Annotated in this window: 12 protein-coding genes and 3 pseudogenes; 13 read left to right on the forward strand and 2 right to left on the reverse strand. The window is 29.0% G+C overall.

Annotation, left to right across the window (positions count from 1 at the left end; all coding sequences use genetic code 11):
* Position 1: 1 nt before the first annotated feature.
* Positions 2 to 907: pseudogene (locus CLFE_RS05480) on the forward strand (hypothetical protein); the annotation flags it as partial.
* 247 nt (positions 908 to 1,154) lie between these two features.
* On the opposite strand, the gene CLFE_RS05485 reads toward CLFE_RS05480, so the two are convergent.
* Entirely contained in the window at positions 1,155 to 2,105 is a 951-nt protein-coding gene (locus CLFE_RS05485) for a GH25 family lysozyme (RefSeq protein WP_077892541.1), read from the reverse strand.
* A gap of 480 nt (positions 2,106 to 2,585) precedes the next feature.
* Between CLFE_RS05485 and CLFE_RS05490 the strand changes: the two genes are divergently transcribed.
* From CLFE_RS05490 to CLFE_RS05505, 4 genes are all read left to right on the forward strand, one after another.
* Positions 2,586 to 5,843 carry a hypothetical protein gene (locus CLFE_RS05490; RefSeq protein ID WP_077892542.1) on the forward strand — a complete coding sequence of 1,086 codons (3,258 nt, stop codon included), beginning with the start codon at positions 2,586 to 2,588 and terminating at the stop codon, positions 5,841 to 5,843.
* Positions 5,836 to 8,637: an amidohydrolase family protein gene (locus tag CLFE_RS05495; RefSeq protein WP_077892543.1), complete on the forward strand. Its 2,802-nt coding sequence runs from the start codon at positions 5,836 to 5,838 to the stop codon at positions 8,635 to 8,637. Before CLFE_RS05490 ends, CLFE_RS05495 begins: the two co-directional genes overlap by 8 nt.
* 104 nt (positions 8,638 to 8,741) lie before the next feature.
* The gene (locus tag CLFE_RS05500; RefSeq protein ID WP_242951564.1) at positions 8,742 to 9,146 is read left to right on the forward strand and encodes a DUF4231 domain-containing protein; all 405 of its coding nucleotides are present in this window, start codon (positions 8,742 to 8,744) and stop codon (positions 9,144 to 9,146) included.
* Between the two features lie 48 nt (positions 9,147 to 9,194).
* On the forward strand, positions 9,195 to 11,687 hold the full coding sequence (locus tag CLFE_RS05505) for a DEAD/DEAH box helicase family protein (protein WP_077892545.1): 2,493 nt from the start codon (positions 9,195 to 9,197) through the stop codon (positions 11,685 to 11,687).
* A gap of 20 nt (positions 11,688 to 11,707) precedes the next feature.
* Here CLFE_RS05505 and CLFE_RS05510 read toward each other — a convergent pair whose 3' ends face one another.
* A complete protein-coding gene (locus CLFE_RS05510; protein ID WP_077892546.1) occupies positions 11,708 to 12,019 on the reverse strand; it encodes a nucleoside triphosphate pyrophosphohydrolase in 312 nt (103 codons plus the stop codon).
* A gap of 614 nt (positions 12,020 to 12,633) precedes the next feature.
* Between CLFE_RS05510 and CLFE_RS24435 the strand changes: the two are divergent.
* From CLFE_RS24435 to CLFE_RS05540, 8 genes and pseudogenes are all read left to right on the forward strand, one after another.
* Positions 12,634 to 13,038: pseudogene (locus tag CLFE_RS24435) on the forward strand (T7SS effector LXG polymorphic toxin); the annotation flags it as partial.
* Between the two features lie 732 nt (positions 13,039 to 13,770).
* Positions 13,771 to 14,074 (forward strand): annotated as a pseudogene (locus tag CLFE_RS24440) (hypothetical protein); the annotation flags it as partial.
* Positions 14,075 to 14,151: 77 nt separating this feature from the next.
* Positions 14,152 to 14,811, forward strand: a complete 660-nt coding sequence (locus CLFE_RS24445) for a DNA/RNA non-specific endonuclease (protein WP_432706066.1) — start codon at positions 14,152 to 14,154, stop codon at positions 14,809 to 14,811.
* 4 nt (positions 14,812 to 14,815) lie between these two features.
* A complete protein-coding gene (locus tag CLFE_RS05520; RefSeq protein WP_077853534.1) occupies positions 14,816 to 15,298 on the forward strand; it encodes an antitoxin YezG family protein in 483 nt (160 codons plus the stop codon).
* A 153-nt stretch (positions 15,299 to 15,451) separates the two neighbouring features.
* Positions 15,452 to 15,634 carry a hypothetical protein gene (locus CLFE_RS05525; RefSeq protein ID WP_139356255.1) on the forward strand — a complete coding sequence of 61 codons (183 nt, stop codon included), beginning with the start codon at positions 15,452 to 15,454 and terminating at the stop codon, positions 15,632 to 15,634.
* Positions 15,635 to 15,768: 134 nt separating this feature from the next.
* On the forward strand, positions 15,769 to 17,760 hold the full coding sequence (locus CLFE_RS05530) for a T7SS effector LXG polymorphic toxin (RefSeq protein ID WP_250944728.1): 1,992 nt from the start codon (positions 15,769 to 15,771) through the stop codon (positions 17,758 to 17,760).
* Between the two features lie 17 nt (positions 17,761 to 17,777).
* Positions 17,778 to 18,281, forward strand: a complete 504-nt coding sequence (locus CLFE_RS05535; protein WP_169850942.1) for an SUKH-3 domain-containing protein — start codon at positions 17,778 to 17,780, stop codon at positions 18,279 to 18,281.
* A 392-nt stretch (positions 18,282 to 18,673) separates the two neighbouring features.
* Positions 18,674 to 18,832 carry a hypothetical protein gene (locus CLFE_RS05540; protein WP_169850941.1) on the forward strand — a complete coding sequence of 53 codons (159 nt, stop codon included), beginning with the start codon at positions 18,674 to 18,676 and terminating at the stop codon, positions 18,830 to 18,832.
* Positions 18,833 to 18,900 lie beyond the last annotated feature (68 nt).

Raw genomic sequence — 18,900 nt, forward strand, 5'->3', positions numbered from 1 at the left:
AATAGGTCTAATAACACTAGCGTTAACTGCTGCAAATGTATCTTTCGTAAATGGCAATGTAAAGGCAGATGCACCAAGTACTGACGTGGGGGTAACATATTCTGCTCATGTACAAAATGTAGGTTGGCAAAATGAAGTTAGCAATGGAGATGAAGCAGGAACAGAGGGACAAGCTCTTAGAGTTGAGGCATTAAAATTACATTTAAATAATGCACCACAAGGAGCACATATAGAATATCAGACTCATGTACAAGATAGAGGTTGGCAAGGTTGGGTTAAAGATGGAGAAGAATCTGGAACAGAAGGACAAAGACTTCGTGTTGAAGCAGTAAAAATAAAACTTCAAAATATGCCAAATTACTCTGTTCAATATAGAGCTTATGTACAAAATCAAGGTTGGCAAGATTGGGTAAGTGATGGAGAAGATGCAGGAACAGAGGGGCAAGCTCTTAGAGTTGAAGCAGTAGAAGTAAGAATAGTTAACACAACAGTTAAAGATTCAACAGCAGGAGTTTCTTATAGTGGACATGTACAAAACGTAGGTTGGCAGGAACCAGCTGAAAATGGACAAATAGAAGGAACTGAAGGACAAGCCCGTAGATTAGAGGCATTAAAAATTAATTTAGTTAATGCACCACAAGGAGCACACATAAAATATCAAACTCATTTACAAGATAGAGGTTGGCAAAGTCCTGTAGAAGATGGAGTGGAGTCAGGAACAGATGGAATAGGACTTCGCATGGAAGCGGTAAAAATAGCTTTAGAGAATATGCTGGGATATAGTGTTGAGTATAGAGTATATGTAGAAAATCAAGGCTGGAGAGGCTGGGTAATGGATGGAAGTGTGGCTGGAACAGTTGGAGAAAGTTTAAGAGTTGAAGCTGTTGAGGTTAGAATACTTAAAAATTCAGATGGGAGAACATGGGACCCGGTACCATTTATAAATGATCCTTCAACAAATACGACTACACAAGCTATAAATGTTCCACAACCAGCAACTAATACTGTGAATAATAACAATAATACAAACACGAATACAAACACGCAAGCTGAATCAAATAATATATCATCACGATAGTATTCATGAAAATAATGTAAATAAAAAAATGGACAACCATCTTAAAAATGGCTGTCCATTTAACGTTAGTTAGAAATTAGTCTAAAAGTTTTGACCAAGAAGCGGCTCCTACAACACCATCTGCAGAAAGTCCATTATTTGCCTGCCAAGTTTGAACCTTTGCTTTTGTTCCATTACCAAAGCTTCCATCTATGCTTGCACCTACTCTGTATTGAATGTATCTTGTTGCATATTCATAGTGAGGGTAGGGTACTCCATCTAGTGGTCTAGAAAAAATTTGATCAGCAGCAGCTTGAGTGTTTGAACCCCAGATACCGTCTGCTGTAAGTCCCATTATTGATTGAAAATCTTCTATTGCTTGTTTTGTTTGAGGGCCTTCTATACCATCTACATCAAGACCTCTTTTTAATAAGATATTTAAATCCTTTTGTATAGTTTTTATAGTATCATCCCCAACTTGAGAACCTCCAACTAATATACCATCAGAGAAAGTATCTAAATCTACATTTCCACTTATACCACTTACAGATCCAGTTTCGGAATATTGAAAACCCACATAAGAAGCATCTATGTTAGGGGAATTTACTCCATATTCAGCTATCCATAATGGTAAGTCTTTAACAGTACTATTTAAATTATCCTTGTAGAAGCTAGTGTAAGTATACATACAAACATCTATGCCTTTTCCTATTAAGTGATCTGCAAATTGCCTTACATTTGAACTTATTTGATCAGTACTTTGTCCAAGTGTAACTTCTACATCTATAGCACATTTGCAATCATAAGATAGACCAGAAATAGTGTTTAGAAAATGTTCAGCTTCGTCAATTGGGCTATTTGCTCTTAAGAAGTGGTAAAAACCAACTTTAAGACCTGCTTCCTTTGCTCCATTATAAAAAGTTCTATAAGTTGAGTCTGTATAAGTTACTCCTTCTGTTGCTTTGATATATACAACCTCCACTCCACTGTTTCTTACTGCATTGAAGTCTACACTTCCTTGTCCTGAATAAATATCAATACCTTTCATTTTATCAATTCCTTTCTCATTTTAAAATTTTTGATTTTTTGTAATAAAAAAGGGCTGTGATAGCTTATAGAAATTCTATAATTATCAAAACCCTGTTTAAATTACTCATTAGATTTTTGGACTGCCTATATGTTATTAAGGTTTTAGCTTACCTCCTTATATAAAAATAGCATTTAAAATAATAAGAGCAGCCCTTTTAAATGCTTTGAAGTATTAAGTAATTTTCTATGGTATTATAGTAGCACATGGAAACTTATAGCGGTATTGTTGAAAAATAGTATTAATATTATAAAAATTGAAGAAAAAACTTATGTTGGAGAAATGCTGTGCAAATAATACCTTTAATTGATTCGAGATAATAATCATTAAAAATTATAAATTGTGGGATATTAAAGTGAAAGTGTTATAATTTTGTAGTAAAATATACATGTGTAATAAATGTAAAAATACTATAATTTATATAGATAGGAAGTGCTTAAAATGCATATGGGACCGGGTGTATTGGGTGAAAATTTACCTGATGATAAAATAAGAGTAAAAGAAAGAATAAATAGTTTAATTGATAAAATGAGAACAGATGCTAAAGAATATAATAAAAAAGAAAAGGATAATTTATCAATTATAAAGGAAAAGTCATATAATTTTATATTAATATCAGGAGATAGAGGTTCTGGTAAGACATCTATGATTTTAACTATAATACGGGAATTAGAAGAAGAAAATAAAAATGAAAATAAAAAGAGTTTATCTAAAAATATAATTTTACCGATTATAGATCCAAGTAAATTTAATTCAGAAGGTAATGCATTGGGGTGGGTAATATATTCTTTTGAAGAAAAAATAAGAATACTTAAAGATAAATTTAATAATCCATATTATTGTAATAAAAATAAACTTACTGAATTAGTAAGTAGTTATAATGAATTAAAAAAAAGTTACATATTATCTAGACCAAATTATAGAAATAATTCAGCGTCTTTATCAGACGGTAGTTATGAATATGAAAAATTAAATGAGGAATCAACATTTTCAGATATGCAGCTTATAGATAAATTTGATAAGTTTATAGATAGATTTATTGAACTTATTAAAAATAAAGATGATGATAATGAACCATTGATTTTTATAACTTTTGATGATATAGATATAAATCCTGAATGTGGTCCTGAAATTTTAAAAACAATGTTAAATTATTTAGGGCATACTAATATTGTTGTATTTATATTAGGTTATATTGTTACTTTTAAGGAAGAGATTATAATTGATTCTTTGAGGCGAGAAAAAATACCAGTAAGTATTGATATAGATAGAAAAATAGTAGATAAAAGTAAATGGCAAAAAACAGTACAAAGTACAGAAGAATTTCTTGAAAAAGTATTTCCAGCTGCGTATAGGAATGAACTTGATAGTTTTAAACTTGAGGATAGATTTAGATTTACTCCATATGGAAACGAGAAATGTGATGGATTATACAAATTTTTTGGGAAGCTAAAAATTGATATGACAAATGGAAAAAATAAAAAGGAACAACAAAATGTACATGATATAAAAGATATGTTTGATGAATTTAAAATAAATGTGGATAACTTAGAATATAATTATAAAACGCTGAGTGAACAAAGAAATTTTCAAGGGTTTTATACATATTATAATAAATTTAATCATATTCAGGACAAGTTTAGAGAATATACTAATGAAGAGAGTGGAGTTTATAAAAATGTATATGAATCACCAAATCAGTTTGCTAACTTAATTTTTAAATTTCCTAGGGGGCTTCTAAATTTCTATAGTTATTTAGAAAATAAAAGTAATAATGAAATATTAAAAAAAGTTTATTTTGAAAATTTTTATGGACATGAATATGAAAATAAGGATTTAGAAAATAATTTCGATATAATTTATAATTTGTATAATTATATAAGAAATAATAATTTGGAATTAAATGAGTATATAAGTAATGAATTTAATATGGATAATGTATTTTTTATTGATGGAACAACTAAGAAAGTTAATATTGATTTTTCTAATATAGAGATAACTTCAAATGAATCATATTTTAGAGAATTTAATATTTCATCTGAATTACTAATAATGAAGTATATAAGCAATTCGGATTTAGTTAAAATGAACCAAGGAATAAAAAGTGAAATAATTAAAGTAAGGTTGAATGATACACAAAGCTCTTTTATACAATTTTTTTATGATTTATGTGTTGAATTTTTAAACGCTGATTATGTTAAAATAGTTAGAAATCCTAATTATTCAAATGTTATAGTATATTGTGATTACCAAAAATTTTTCGATGTATATATGATTAATTTGAATTGTTTCACGCATTATTACTTATTTCAAAATATTTATCAAATATTAGTTCCTATAATAATAAAGGATAGTAAAATTAAAAGAAATATTAGGGATAGATTAAAAGCTTTTTTTATTTATGCATTAGAAATAATTAAAGACTATAAGTTAACACAAGTGGTTGATTTGCCTAAATGGAAACAGTTAAGTGAATGGTACCAAGAAAGTAATATTAAAAATATGAATCAAAAGGAATATATAATTAGTTATTATACAGGATATAATTTTAATGTAATTCATAGAGATATTGTATTTAATAATTATCAAAGGCGTTTATTTAGTATTTTAGATTATATAAATACTTTTGAGGAGATTCATGATGAATTGATAAATCAATATAAGCATTATATAGAAAAAGACAACTTTATGGTGATGTATTCTAAATATGTTCCTTATTTAAAGAGTAATTTAAGTTACCAAAACAGAATAAAGGAAATAAAAGCAATTTTAGAAGATGAAAAACCCACTGAAATAAATAAAAACCCTTTGATTTTAAGATTAAAAGACGTAATTTATAGTTTTAATACAGAGACATCAAAATTGTGGATTGAAATAAGTACCATTTTATATAAGATTGATGAATCTTTAATAAAGAGAATTATTTTAAAAGTAAGAGATGAAGATATGGAAATTAAAGAAAAAATGGAAAAATATAGTAATCTTTCGAGAATACTTACATCAAGAAATGGTGATTATTGCAAAGTACTTAGTGATTTATGTCAATTAATTATAGGTTTAGGTGCAGATTTTCAACAAGAAAGATTAAAAGTGGAAATTGAAGAATTAAAAGTTCGTCTAAAGTTAGATGAAAACCTAATTGACGATAAGAAAAGCGTTACTACAGTAAATAAAGATGTAGCAGATTTTATAGATAGGCTAATCAGTGAAGAATTTAATAGTTTTAGAAGATTGGTAAATTTAATAGGTAATAAGAGCCATGGGGGAAAAAAAGTTAATTTAATAAAAAAAATTATAGCAGATGAGACTTATTTTGATGATAGTTTATTAAAATTAAATGAAATAATCAATGAATATAAATATATAGAAGAAGATCAGAAAAGCAAGTATTATCAAAAAAATGTAAATTCTGAACTTGGAAATATATTAGATATATATTTTGTAAATGTACTGTATAGAGAGTGGAGAAGAGAAATTGTTTTAGAACTTAAGATAAGAGAAATAAAAAAATTTATAAAAGGCATAGGAGATAATAGATACAAAGCATTTGGTAAAGAGAATAAGGATATTGTTAATAAGATAAAAGAAACGGATATTACAAATGATAATGAAAAAGGATTACTTGATAAGAGAGTAAGAGAATTTATTGAAGAACCAGAAAATAAAAAATTATTAGTGGGAGAAAAAGATAATGAATAATGGGTTATTTATCCAAAAACTAAAAATATTAACTTATCCATTTTCTTCTTATTACTCTTATATTAATCCGGATTTTATGGCTCCTTTTGTTAATGAAATTTCAGATGTAAAATTAAAAATTAATGGAGAAAAGAAAAATATAGATATTAGTATAGATGAGATTTTTAATGATATAAGAGAAGGATTTTACACAACAAAGATTGATTCGATAAAAAGTATTATATATGAATATTGGAATTTAAATAATGTTTTACGGTGTAATGGAAACAATATTTCAGTTCAGTATTGTTGCGAGGATATATTATTGCATTTAAATTCAATTATTGGTAATAACTATTTTGATATAAGAAACGGAAAAATTTTTATTAGTGGAAAAAATAGAAATAAAGTATTTAATAAAAATCAAATTGAAATTGGTGAAAATTATAATCATAAGTTTGAGTGGTATGCATTAAAACATCTTATTGATATGGATACAGTTAAAGGTAGCTTTATATCAGAATGTGGATTTGATGAACTAGAAGATATGTGCATTTGGAACTCACCTGTATTTACAACAGATACTTTGCTTGATAATGTACTAGAAAAAGGTGTTGCAGAATTACATATGCACATGGGAGCAGCTAAAGACTTTATTAGGATTTGGATGTGGCTTATGAATAATGTGAAAAGAAAAGATAATGTATTAAATAAAATTAAAATAAAAACAATAGATGGGGTTATTGAATTTAAAAATTATATTAAAGTAGCTCAAATAATTAGATTAATAATGTCTATATATCTTAATAATGTTAATGGTACTTTTGGTGAATTTGTTAATAGTATAGATGATAAATTTAAAATCAAAAATAGAAAATTAGAAAGACCAGTTAAATGGATTTGTGAAAAATTTTTAGAAGGTTATAAATTTCATAATGAAGATATTTATTTTAATAATATTTTTAATGGGATAAGAGATGAATATAATATTGATTATAAATCTATAGATTATAATTATGATAAGGATTATAGTCAGATTATATTAAAAAATGATATTTTGACTTATATATTTAGTGATTTTTATAGGTTTAAGAATGATGTAATATATGAATTATATAGGTTTAAAGGAACGTTATATCCAGAATATATATTTAATTCTAAAGCAATTGAATATATGAAAATTAATGGAGAGGAATATTTTAAAAAGATTTTTTGGCAATACGTAAAAATTAAAAATATAGTTTATAAGTATATAGTACAGCAACATACAGCAGGAAAAGGATTAGATTTATTTTCAAAAATATATAGCAGACAATCTAGCTTTTATAATCGGTATTATACTGAGGAATTATTATATAGTCAGCTTAATAATCAAAATATAAAAAAACTTGAAATAAGATGTTCGCCAAATGAAAATGAGTCTAGAGTTAAAAGTAATCTTTTAAATATATTTAGAGGATATAAAAGTGTACTAAAAAATTATAAGGATGATAATAGTGGTAGAAAAAACACTATTCCTAGTATTGGTATAGTGTTTCATTTCATAAAAGAATATAAAGGTATTAAAGATAAATGTTTTTATTCAGATAGTGAAGAGAAGCAAAAAGGTTATATTCATTATGATGATTTATCTGAAAAATATGCTAGACAGGCAGAGGTTATAAGCAAAATAAGAAAAGATATACCTTGGATTTCGAATTATATAGTTGGTATAGATGCTGCAAGTAAGGAAAATGATACTGAGCCTTATGTATTTGTTAAAGCGTACAAGATTTTAAGACAACATAAAAATATGAAAACATCAGTAAAATGTGAAAAACATTTTATTAGTGATATAGGATTTACATATCATGTAGGTGAAGAATTCAGAAGTATTGTAAGTGGTATTAGACATATTGATGAAGTTATTGAAAAATTAGGATTTAAATCTGGAGACAGACTAGGACATGCTATAGTAATTGGATTAGATATTGATAAATGGGCAGAGATTAATACTTCAATTTATATGCCAGTTGGAGAATATTTTGAGAATCTTTTATGGGAATGGGGGTTATATACAAAAGATGAAAATTATAAAGATTTAGAAAATATTTCATATCTAGAAAATCATATTTTTCAAATTTCTGAGAGTATTTTTGGATTTACTGATGGTTTAACAGTAAGAGATTTATATAGAGGGTATTTAAAAAAGTTTAATGGATTGTGTAATAGAAATAATAGCAAATTCAAAAAATGTAAATTGAAAGAATTTACTAAAAAAAAATATTATAGTGAAAATGATGCTGAGTTTACTAGTAGCAATTTTGATTTTGATAATATAGTTTGGTCTCCAAATCTTATAAATCAAGCAATACAGTGTGAATATTTTTTGAAAAATATGAAAAAAACACTCACCATAAATGTAAATAGTGTTTTGATAAGTAAATATAAAAAACTTCAAGAATATATGAAGAAGAAAATCAGTGAAAGAGGGATTATAATTGAAACGAATCCAACATCAAATTTAATTATTGGTGATTTTTCAACTTTTGAAGATTATCATATAACAAATTTAAGTTCACCTGAAAAAGAAGATGTAATTGTTACAATAAATACTGATGATCCTGTTGTGTTTAATACAAGGATAAATAATGAATTTTCATTAATATATGATATTTTAATGAAAAAGGGAAAGTACTCAAGCAAACAAATAATAGAGTGGCTTGATAAGATAAGATTAAATGGATTAAATTATAGCTTTATTAAAGATAGGGGATTGACAAAAGATGAAATACTTAAAGAAGTCAATGAAATAATTGAAAAATTAGTAGTGTGAAAATATGGTGTGGGGGAGATTATGAAGCAAAAAAAATATAATTTTGATGATGAAATTAGATTGCATAAGGATTTGTTAATGATGATAAAGCAAAAAATATTATAATTTATCATCTTAATTGGTATTGTAAAAAAGGAAAGGTTGGAAGATATAAATATAAAAGTTTGAATGCATTGGTTATAATTTTAACAGCTACTATACCAATATTTAATCTTTCTAATAGTATAATTACTAAATACATAGCTAGTATATGTGGTGTTTTAGCAAGTATTATTACAGCAGCTATTACATTTTATAGTTATAAACTTTCATGGTTGAAATATAGAGAGGCTGCAGAATATATAAAAAAAGAAATAAGATTGGCGTCCATGGGATTAGAAAAATACAATAATATGGATAGAGAAAATTTGGTTAAAGCGTTAGTTCAAAAAATTGAAGAAATATCTGAAAATGAAAATAGTAATTTTAGAAAGTTTTTAGGAGAAAAGGAATATGATAAACAAAAGTAATTTTGTAGTAAGATATAAATATAATGAATTTTGTAAAGGAAAGATACCATGAATACAAAAGCTACAATAAAACAAGATTTACCTTACAAAGAAAAAGAAATAGAACTTCTAAATTGTATAACAGGAGATATGAATCATCTACTCCCTCAGCTAAAAGCTTCCATTAAAAAAGCTAAGTCTATAGATATAATAGTAGCTTTTCTAATGGAATCTGGAGTTAAATTATTAGTAGGGGATTTAAAAGAAGCTTTAGAAAAGGGTGTTCCAGTAAGAATTTTAACAGGAAATTACCTTAATATAACGCAACCTCATGCATTATACCGTTTAAAAGATGAACTTTCAGATAAAGTGGATTTGAGATTTTATAATATACGTAATAAATCCTTTCATCCTAAAGCATACATATTTGAATATGAAAAAGATGGAGATATATTTATAGGTTCTTCTAATATATCTAAATCAGCCTTAACAAGTGGAATTGAATGGAATTATAGAATTAAAAAAAGTGAACATGAAAATGATTTTAAAGAATATAAACAAACTTTTGAAGATTTATTTTTAAATCATTCAATAATTGTTGATGACAATGAACTAAAAAGATATTCAAAAGCTTGGAGAAAGCCAAAGCTATTTTACCATATGGATAAATCAGAAGATTTACAAGATGAAAAGGTAGTTGAGTTATATTCTCCCAAACCAGCTCAAGTAGAGGCTTTGTATGCACTAAAAAAATCAAGGGAAGAAGGCTTTGATAGGGGAATTGTAATTGCTGCAACAGGGATAGGAAAAACTTTTTTAGCAGCCTTTGATTCAAAGAAGTTTAAAAAGATATTATTTGTAGCACACAGGCAAGAAATTATAGAACAAGCACAATCTGCATTTAAGTGTGTTAGACCAGAAGACAAAGTGGGATTTTTTACAGGAAAAAGTAAAGATGAAAAATGTGATATATTATTTGCTACAGTACAAACATTAGGAAGGCTTGAGTATTGTAATGAAGAATACTTTAAAAAAGATTATTTTGATTATATAGTTATAGATGAATTTCATCATGCAGTTACAAAGTGTTATCAAAATATAATAAATTATTTTACACCTAAATTTTTACTGGGAATCACAGCTACACCTGAAAGAATGGACAACAAAGATGTGTTTGATATATGTAAACATAATGTTGTTTATGAGGTAAGGCTTAAAGAAGCCATAAATAAAGGCTGGCTTGTTCCTTTTAGATACTATGGAATATTTGATGAGACGGATTATGGTAAAATAGCTGTTCAAAAGGGTAAGTACATAGAAAAAGACTTAGAAGAAGCATTAATGGTGGAAAAACGTGCAGATTTAATCTTAAAACATTATGAAAAATATACTAGTAAAAGAGCATTGGGATTTTGTTCAAGTAGAAAACACGCAAACTATATGGCAGGATATTTTTCTAAAAAGGGTGTAGAAGCCTATGCTGTATTAAGTGGTGAAAAAATGCAGTACTCAATGAATCGAGTAGAAGCTTTGGAAAAATTCAAACAAGGAAAGATAAAAGTTATTTTTTCAGTAGATATGTTTAATGAAGGTTTAGATGTACCAGAGATAGATATGGTAATGTTTTTAAGACCAACTGAATCAGAAACTGTATTTTTGCAACAGCTTGGACGAGGACTTAGAGGTCATGGTGATAAAAAATATTTAAATGTATTAGATTTTATAGGAAATTATAAAAAAGCAAACTTAGTTCCCTATGTTTTAAGTGGTGAAGATATACGTAATTATGATAAAGCTAAAAAATCAAGACTTTTAGATGAAGAAGAATATCCAGATGGATGTACTGTAGATTTTGATTTTAGAATAGTTGATATATTTAAGAAAATAGAAGAAAAGCAAAAAAAGCTTTTGGATTTAGTTAGAGATGAATTCTACAGGGTAAAAGAAGAATTAGAAAGAGTACCTACAAGATATGAAATGTATAAATATATAGATAATTATGTTTACAATATTATTAGAAATAATTCAAAAGTAAATATATTTAATGATTATTTAAGTTTTTTAAACAATATAAATGAAATTAATGATAAAGAAAAAGAATTAGTAGGCACAAATGCTCATGATTTTATAAAAAAATTAGAAAATACTGCAATGTCAAAAACCTATAAGATGCCACTGCTTTTAGCATTTTACAATAATGGTGATTTTAAATTATCTGTAAGTGAAGAAGATATATATTTGAGTTTTAAGGATTTTTATAGTAAAGCTTACAATGCTGTAGATTTAGTAAGAGACAAAGGTACTCAAGGATATTTAAATTGGGACAAGAAAGAATATTTAAAAATTGCTAAAAATCCAAGAAAGGCATTTGTAAATACAGCTTCAGAATTTTTTATGGATATGGGTGAAAGTTATAATATAAAGGATAATCTTAAAAAATTTCAACAAAATAAAGAATTTATAAAACATTTTAAAGATGTTATTGACTACAAAACTATAAAATTTTATAAAGAACGCTTAGAGAAAAAACAAAAAGAAATATATGAACATGAGAAAGCTTAGAACGTAATATCTAAGCTTTTTTATTCATAAACCTTTTCAAGCACAATTCCTTTTTCAAAACCGCCTCTTTCAGCCTTTTTTTCATTTCTCTTTTTTATAAGTTCTTCTTCAGAAAATCCAAGTGTAGAGGTTAAACCCAGAATAACCTCCATTAAATCTGCCAATTCTTCAAGATTTTTATCTTCTGAAAATTCTTTTGACTCTTCTAAAAGTTTAGCTTCAAGTAAAGCTATTAAATCTTCTTTTTTTGCGTAGTGAATATCAAAGGTTTTTCCAGAGTTCTCTATGATTTCTGGTATTTTATCTCTTACAAGCTTATTATAAATTTTCATGGTTTTTTTATACCTCCCAATTATATCAATTCATTATAAAAATATTATAGTGAAAAAATAAAAGGTTGTAAAATAGCCTCAAATGCTAATTTATTTACTGATGACATAAAATTAGCCATGAGGATTAAAATAATCTTTCTAAAAAGTTTTCTTCAATTGAAAGAAAAGTAAATGAAGTTCTACATATCAGTATAAATGAAATAGAGGATTTTTTAGAAGATATTTTGGTGAAATATATGCAAAATCATATGATAATTGTATTGGAGATTCATATTAATGTAAATTAAATTAAAATAGATATTAAAATAGCTTGAAACATTATAAAACTGAGACTATAATGTTGATAGTATTTATAAATGAAATATTTAGGTATAAATGAATATAAAGCCATTTGAAACAAATAATAGAGTGAAGTAAATAAAAAATGTTTCAATATGGGAAATAGCGACAACAGAGGTTGGGGACTTTGAAGATGACCCTTTTATCTGTGCGAGATATGGAGGACAACTATGAGTAATACAGAACTATATTATGATGCGCTCACTGACCTTTCTGTTAGGATTGCAGCGGGAATAAAAAATCGTACACAGCCACTTGACGAATTGAATCAGGCAATGACTCAATTAAGCCAAACTGATGCCACAAAAGGTAACGCAGCTGATGCAATGAAAGCATATATTAATGAAGTACATATGACTTTAATTCAAACACTTGAGTTGCTCCTTAACAATTATGAAATGACACTTGGCAAGTATGTCAAAGGTTATTTAGAGGTAGATAGTAGCGAGAGCTTCAAGCTAGTTAAGGAAGATTTTGATGCCCATGTGCGTAATCTAAGCTCACACCGCTCTGATTTTACTTCTATTGGGGATAAATTAAAAGCTATTTCAGATGAAGCAGAGGATATTCTATCACTATCAGGTGCAGCCAGCAAACGTCTCTTCAATGTTGTGAGTGAGATGGATTCCATGAAAAAAACGGTGAGTAATCTTGACGATAGCTGGAATAAATACGAAAATGGATACAAAGAGTTTGATCAAGTTCAAGATTTAATTGCACAAACAAAAGCTCTTTTAAAGAGTACACTTTCGGTTCCACGTGGCTATTCCTATAGTCCAGGAAGCTTTAGTAAGCTTATAAGTAAGGATTTTGTTAATGCTTTTGAGGCTAATATCAAGTATGCACAAAATAAGGATAATCAGAAAGAGTTTAAGAAGGATTGGGATAGAATTTGTAAGGACTATACTACTGACCAGAAACGAATGGTTGAAGAAGCAAAGAAAAAAGCACAGGAAGAGGGATTAATCGGACTAATTTGGGACGAGCTTCAGATTGTAGGTGGTACGGTTATTACAGTGGTAGGACTGGGATTAACACCGTTCACAGGTGGAGTATCCATTGGTTTAGTTGTTTTGGGCGGTAGTATGGTTGTTGGAGGAGTTAATAGTGCTATAAATCATACCTCAATGGCTATAACTGGCAATGGTTATAATTTAGTAGGAAACTTGACAAATGAAGTAGGACAATGGTATAACAAGAGCATTGGAAAATCTCTAGGAAAAACTGGCGCTTATGGCTTTGTTAATGGTTTTGTATCAGGTACAGGCGAAATGGTCTCAGGTATGGCGCAGTTTAGTGTGTATGACACAGGAAAAACAGTTTATACTTTATGTACAAATCATGAAGCAAGAGCACAAGTTGGTACAAGCATTGGAAATTGGTGGAACCAGGTTCGTAGCGGAAATACCTATGTGATAGGACAAACAACTGCGGTAGCTGCAAGTGTACTTGTGGCTCCAGAAGATATTGGTGCTGCGGCCAGTGATGCAAGCAAGGTAGATAGTTTACTTGGAAAAATAGGTACGTTCTCAAAATCTGTAGCTATTTCAAGTGCAGAAAATGCGAAGAGTCTTATTACTTTACCAGGGAGGGCTATTGATAACCTTGGGAGTAAAGTTGCAGATTTGCGTACAGTAATTAGTAAAGGTAAGGGTATTGTAGGTGATTTCACAAAATCCGTAGTTGTTTCAAGTGCAAGAAATGCGAAGAGTCTATTAACTAAAGTAAAAGGAACAGTAAGTGATCTTGGGACTGCTTCAGCTGCGTTCGCAAAAGCTTTTGGAAAAACTTATGTGGAGGAAAGTGGCAAGTATGTAAACACTTGCTTCTCTGCATCTGGTGCAGCGGGAGCTGGGGCAGAAGCTATTTATAAAGCAACTAAAAATGGATTCAAAGAAGCTAAAAATGCTCTTCAAACGGTTAAGGGCGGAGAAAATGGTTTTGTTGATGGGGCGGCTGAAGATGTTGAAAAAGTAAAATATGGAAATCAATATACTAGATTAAGTGGTAAAAAAGTACTAAAACCTAATTGTGAATATACTACAAAGGAAGGATATAAATATAAAACTAATAGCTTGGGGGACATAGAAGAAGTTGAAGGAAAATTGAAGCTTGGAGATGGTAAAAGAAGTTTGTATGCTCAAAGAACTGTAGGTGGTGATTACAGACTTCCAGATGATGATGGTGGTCATTTAATTGGTTCACAATTTCTAGGTTCAGGAAAGATAGATAATTTAGTACCCATGAATTCTCAAATTAATAGATCAGGTGGAAAATGGTATAGCATGGAAACGGAGTGGGCAAATGCATTAAAAGAAGGAAAAGATGTGCAAGTAAAAATACAGAATATTTACGAGCTTAATAATTCACGTCCTGTAAGCTTTAAAATAAAGTATACTATAGAGGGAGAAAAAACTAAAATCATAAAAATTTCAAATAAGTCTGGAGGTTAATAAAATGGAAACAAAAAAAATGGGTGAAATATACGGAAAAATTGCTAATATGTTAGTTGAGATGATACCAGATAAGTGGAATGAGATTTATTTATATGGAGAAGTACTAGAAGATTCAAGTGAAGTATATTTTTATTTCAACTCATTAACAAGAAATAATATTGTATACGGACACTATATTCCAGAGATATACAGTGTTGATGAAAATATATATGAGGATTTATTAATGGAATTAACTAATATTGTTGAAGAATTATATAAAGAGTATAAAGAAAATAATGAGAATGTATGGACTAACTTTACATTCAGATTAAATAATGCTGGAAAGTTTAATATTAAATTTAATTATGATAATATATTAGAATCTCCATTTTCATCAGGAGAAAGGCAAATAATTTGGGAATATGAAGTACTAAATATTCAACCTACCAATGAAAGACATAAAGAAATAATAGATAGATACTTAAATAGTAAAGACGATATATAGTGATTATATAATACTGAATACAAAATTAAAGTCAACTTAAATGCATAAAGTAATTATTTAAAGAATGCAGTAAATTTAGCAGGATGATTGGAATAATTGTAATTAAGCAGCTAGATGTAGCAAAAATAAAAGATTAAATACAACAAAGTAGGAATGAAGGCTAACGCTAAAAAGGCGTTAGCCTTTTTCTCATGCCTAAAAAAGAAAGGAGTACATTTCAATGGAGAAATGAAGAGATTCTACATCACTAACTACAGGAACTATCACATAGAAGAACAGTATAAGGTATCAACTATAAACAAAAAAGTAAACAGTATCCAATTAGTTGATAAATAACTAATAAATAATAGTTACACGAAAGATATTATAATATATATTGCAAAGGCAGAAAGGTAAAAAATATATTATCATTTCAAGGGGCTTTCAAAAAAAAGAAACTATTACAGAATATCATAACATTCCTCATCCTTTTGAGGAAAAATAGCCAATATCAGGCAATGACTCAATTAAGCCAAACTGATGCCATAAAAGGTAACGCAGCTGATGCAATGAAAGCATATATTAATGAAGTACATATGACTTTGATTCAAACACTTGAGCTGCTACTTAACAATTATGAAATGACACTTGGCAAGTATGTCAAAGGTTATTTAGAGGTGGATAGCAGCGAGAACTTCAAGCTAGTTAAGGTATATTTTGATGCTCATGTGCGTAATCTAAGCTCACACCGCTCTGATTTTACTTCTATTGGGGATAAATTAAAAGCTATTTCAGATGAAGCAGAGGATATTATATCACTATCAGGTGCAGGCAGCAAACGTCTCTTCAATGTTGTGAGTGAGATGGATTCCATGAAAAAAACGGTGAGTAATCTTGACGATAGCTGGAATAAATACGAAAATGGATACAGAGAGTTTGATCAAGTTCAAGATTTAATTGCACAAACAAAAGCTCTTTTAAAGAGTACACTTTCGGTTCCACGTGGCTATTCCTATAGCCCGGGAAGCTTTAGCAAGCTTATAAGTAAGGATTTTGTTAATGCTTTTGAGGCTAATATCAAGTATGCACAAAATAAGGATAATCAGAAAGAGTTTAAGAAGGATTGGGATAGAATTTGTAAGGACTACACTACTGACCAGAAACGAATGGCTGAAGAAAAACAGAAGGAAGCGAATCAGCATAAAGGTGCTTGGGAAGTTGTATTTGGAGTTGGTGCAGTGGTAATAGGAGCAGCTGCAATTATTCTAACAGCTGGTGCAGCAACTCCTCTTGTGGCGGTGGCGTGGACAGCTGGTTTGAGTGCTGGAGCCTATGGGGTATCCAATGTTTTTGAAGGAAGTCAAATCATGGTTACAGGTGCAGATAAAGCTTTCAATCCACTGCGTGATACCATTTTTCAAGGAAATCAAGGTGCTTATGATACCTTTGGAAATGTTGCTGTATTTGTAGCTGGTTCAGTAATTCCTGTTGGAGCTGCATTGAAAGCAGGACAAGCGGTACCTAGAGCAATCATCGCAGGTGTGGGGCGAACAACTGTAACAACAGCTGTTGGTGTAGGAACTAACTTTGTGGTTGCACCTATAGCAACAAGTCTTGCTAAATCTGCGGGTATTGACCCAGTGTGGGCGAATGACATTGGTACTGGGACTGGTTTTGCTACATCAATATTTACAGCTGGTAAGGTATATAAAGGCAGTGGTAATTGTGCTAAATCAGATGTTGAGGTGGCATGTGATGCTAATGGTAATAAATATTCTTTAAGTGGAGAAGAACATTTTGAAAGTCTTAAAGATTTATTTGGTTCAGATAATGTTGAATGGGTGTCAAAAAATGCTAAAGGTATTACATTTGAAAGATTGATTAATAATACTGTACAAAAATATAGATCTAAACTTTTGTATAAATATAATGAGAAAGAATTAGGAACTAAAGTTAATTTAGCGTATGATACAGAGAATCCATCGATAACTGAAATGGCTTCATCAGGTAATCATTCAAATAATCCAACTATATTAGGTGATGGAGAGAGATTTGATAAAAATCTATTTAAAAATAGATTTAATAAAAATTATGAAGAGTACTATAATTATTTATTATCAGATGAATATGTAGATAGTCTTCCAGAATCATATTATAATAATAAAGGATCATCTAGAACAGAGATAAAATCTGAATTAAGTAAATTGCGTGATGCAATAGAAAAAACAAAACGAGCAGCAAAAGAAAAGTATGGAGACAAAGCCATAAATAGATATGGAAATTATAGTTTTCAAGATGAATGGAATGTAGAAAATTGTGCAGAAATATGGAGTTCAAGAAAAGCCATAATGAATGGTGCTAAGTTTGATAATATTGGATTAAGGTGTATTAGCACAAAAGATGGAAGCTTTCAAGCACCATGTAAAAATTGTAAGGAAACTTTTGGAGGACATAGAATAATAAAAGATAAAGATCTAAAATGATAAGGAGTGGTAGTTGTATGTTATTAGATGAAACAAAGAAAATATTAGAAGAAGCAGGATGGTATGAAGGAAGAAAAATAGATATATCAGAACATATAAAATTTTTAGAGGATAGGGGATATGAAGTATTTGATGCATTAAAGAAATGGCTTGAGGAATTTGGAGATTTAAAGATAGTATTAGTAGATGAGCCATTTGATGATGACGATGATGATTATACTACGGAATATTCAACTTGTATTAAGGATATTATAGGTGGTTATAGTATAAATATGAATCAGGATGAAAAGGCAGAAGAAAAAACTATACCAGTAGCAGAACTAGCTAATAATGGAGTCTTGGTGTACATTTCAGAGAGTGAAAAATTTTATACTTATGAAGGGTTATTTAATAGTAATACTGATAATTTTTTAAATAGTACATTTGCACATTATCATTGCGAAAGACCTTTAACATGGATCCAAATGGGCAAAGATGATCATTTAGATAGGTATCTTGAGGAGGCAAATAAAATAAAATAATAATAAACATAAATTGTAAGAGTAAAAGATAATTATATAATTTAGAAGTACTAATCTAAATAGGTTGGTACTTTTTTAATATTAAAATATTTTGTTAATCCTCAAAAAGTATACTAGGATGGTTTATAAAGTAATAAAGCTTAATAAAATACAGATAAAAGTGGAAGTGATAGACAAAATAATAGTCCTTTTACAGATGATGAACCAACGGCTGGAGTGGCCTTAGCAGTGTTGATTGGTTTGACTGTTCTGAGTGGTAGTATGGTCGTTGATGGTGTTAATAGTGCTATCAATAATGCCTCAATAGCGACTATTGGCGAGGGATATAATCTGATTGGAAACTTGACAAATGAGGTTGTGCAATGTTACAACAAGAACATTGAGAATCTTTAGTGAAAACAGGAAATCCCATTGGAAAGCTTGTGGCTGGTTTAGGCGAGGGTACTATTCAATTTGCTGGAGGAATGGGTCAGTTAGACGTATATGACATGGGAAAAGCAGTTTATACTTTGCTCACAAATCTTGAAGCGCAAGCACAATTTAAAGTATGATTTGGGAACTATTGGAACAAACTTATTAGTGGAGATGCTTATAAAATAGGACAAACAACTGGGACGGT

This window comes from Clostridium felsineum DSM 794, from assembly GCF_002006355.2.
GTDB lineage: Bacteria > Bacillota > Clostridia > Clostridiales > Clostridiaceae > Clostridium_S > Clostridium_S felsineum.

Bases quoted from the DNA above. Each gene is read 5' to 3' on its own strand.
- CLFE_RS05520 (WP_077853534.1), top strand. From the start codon at position 14,816: ATGGAAACAAAAAAAATGGGTGAAATATACGGAAAAATTGCTAATATG.
- CLFE_RS05535 (WP_169850942.1), top strand. From the start codon at position 17,778: ATGTTATTAGATGAAACAAAGAAAATATTAGAAGAAGCAGGATGGTAT.
- CLFE_RS05485 (WP_077892541.1), bottom strand. From the start codon at position 2,105: ATGAAAGGTATTGATATTTATTCAGGACAAGGAAGTGTAGACTTCAAT.
- CLFE_RS05510 (WP_077892546.1), bottom strand. From the start codon at position 12,019: ATGAAAATTTATAATAAGCTTGTAAGAGATAAAATACCAGAAATCATA.
- CLFE_RS05495 (WP_077892543.1), top strand. From the start codon at position 5,836: ATGAATAATGGGTTATTTATCCAAAAACTAAAAATATTAACTTATCCA.
- CLFE_RS05525 (WP_139356255.1), top strand. From the start codon at position 15,452: ATGAAGGCTAACGCTAAAAAGGCGTTAGCCTTTTTCTCATGCCTAAAA.
- CLFE_RS05490 (WP_077892542.1), top strand. From the start codon at position 2,586: ATGCATATGGGACCGGGTGTATTGGGTGAAAATTTACCTGATGATAAA.
- CLFE_RS05505 (WP_077892545.1), top strand. From the start codon at position 9,195: ATGAATACAAAAGCTACAATAAAACAAGATTTACCTTACAAAGAAAAA.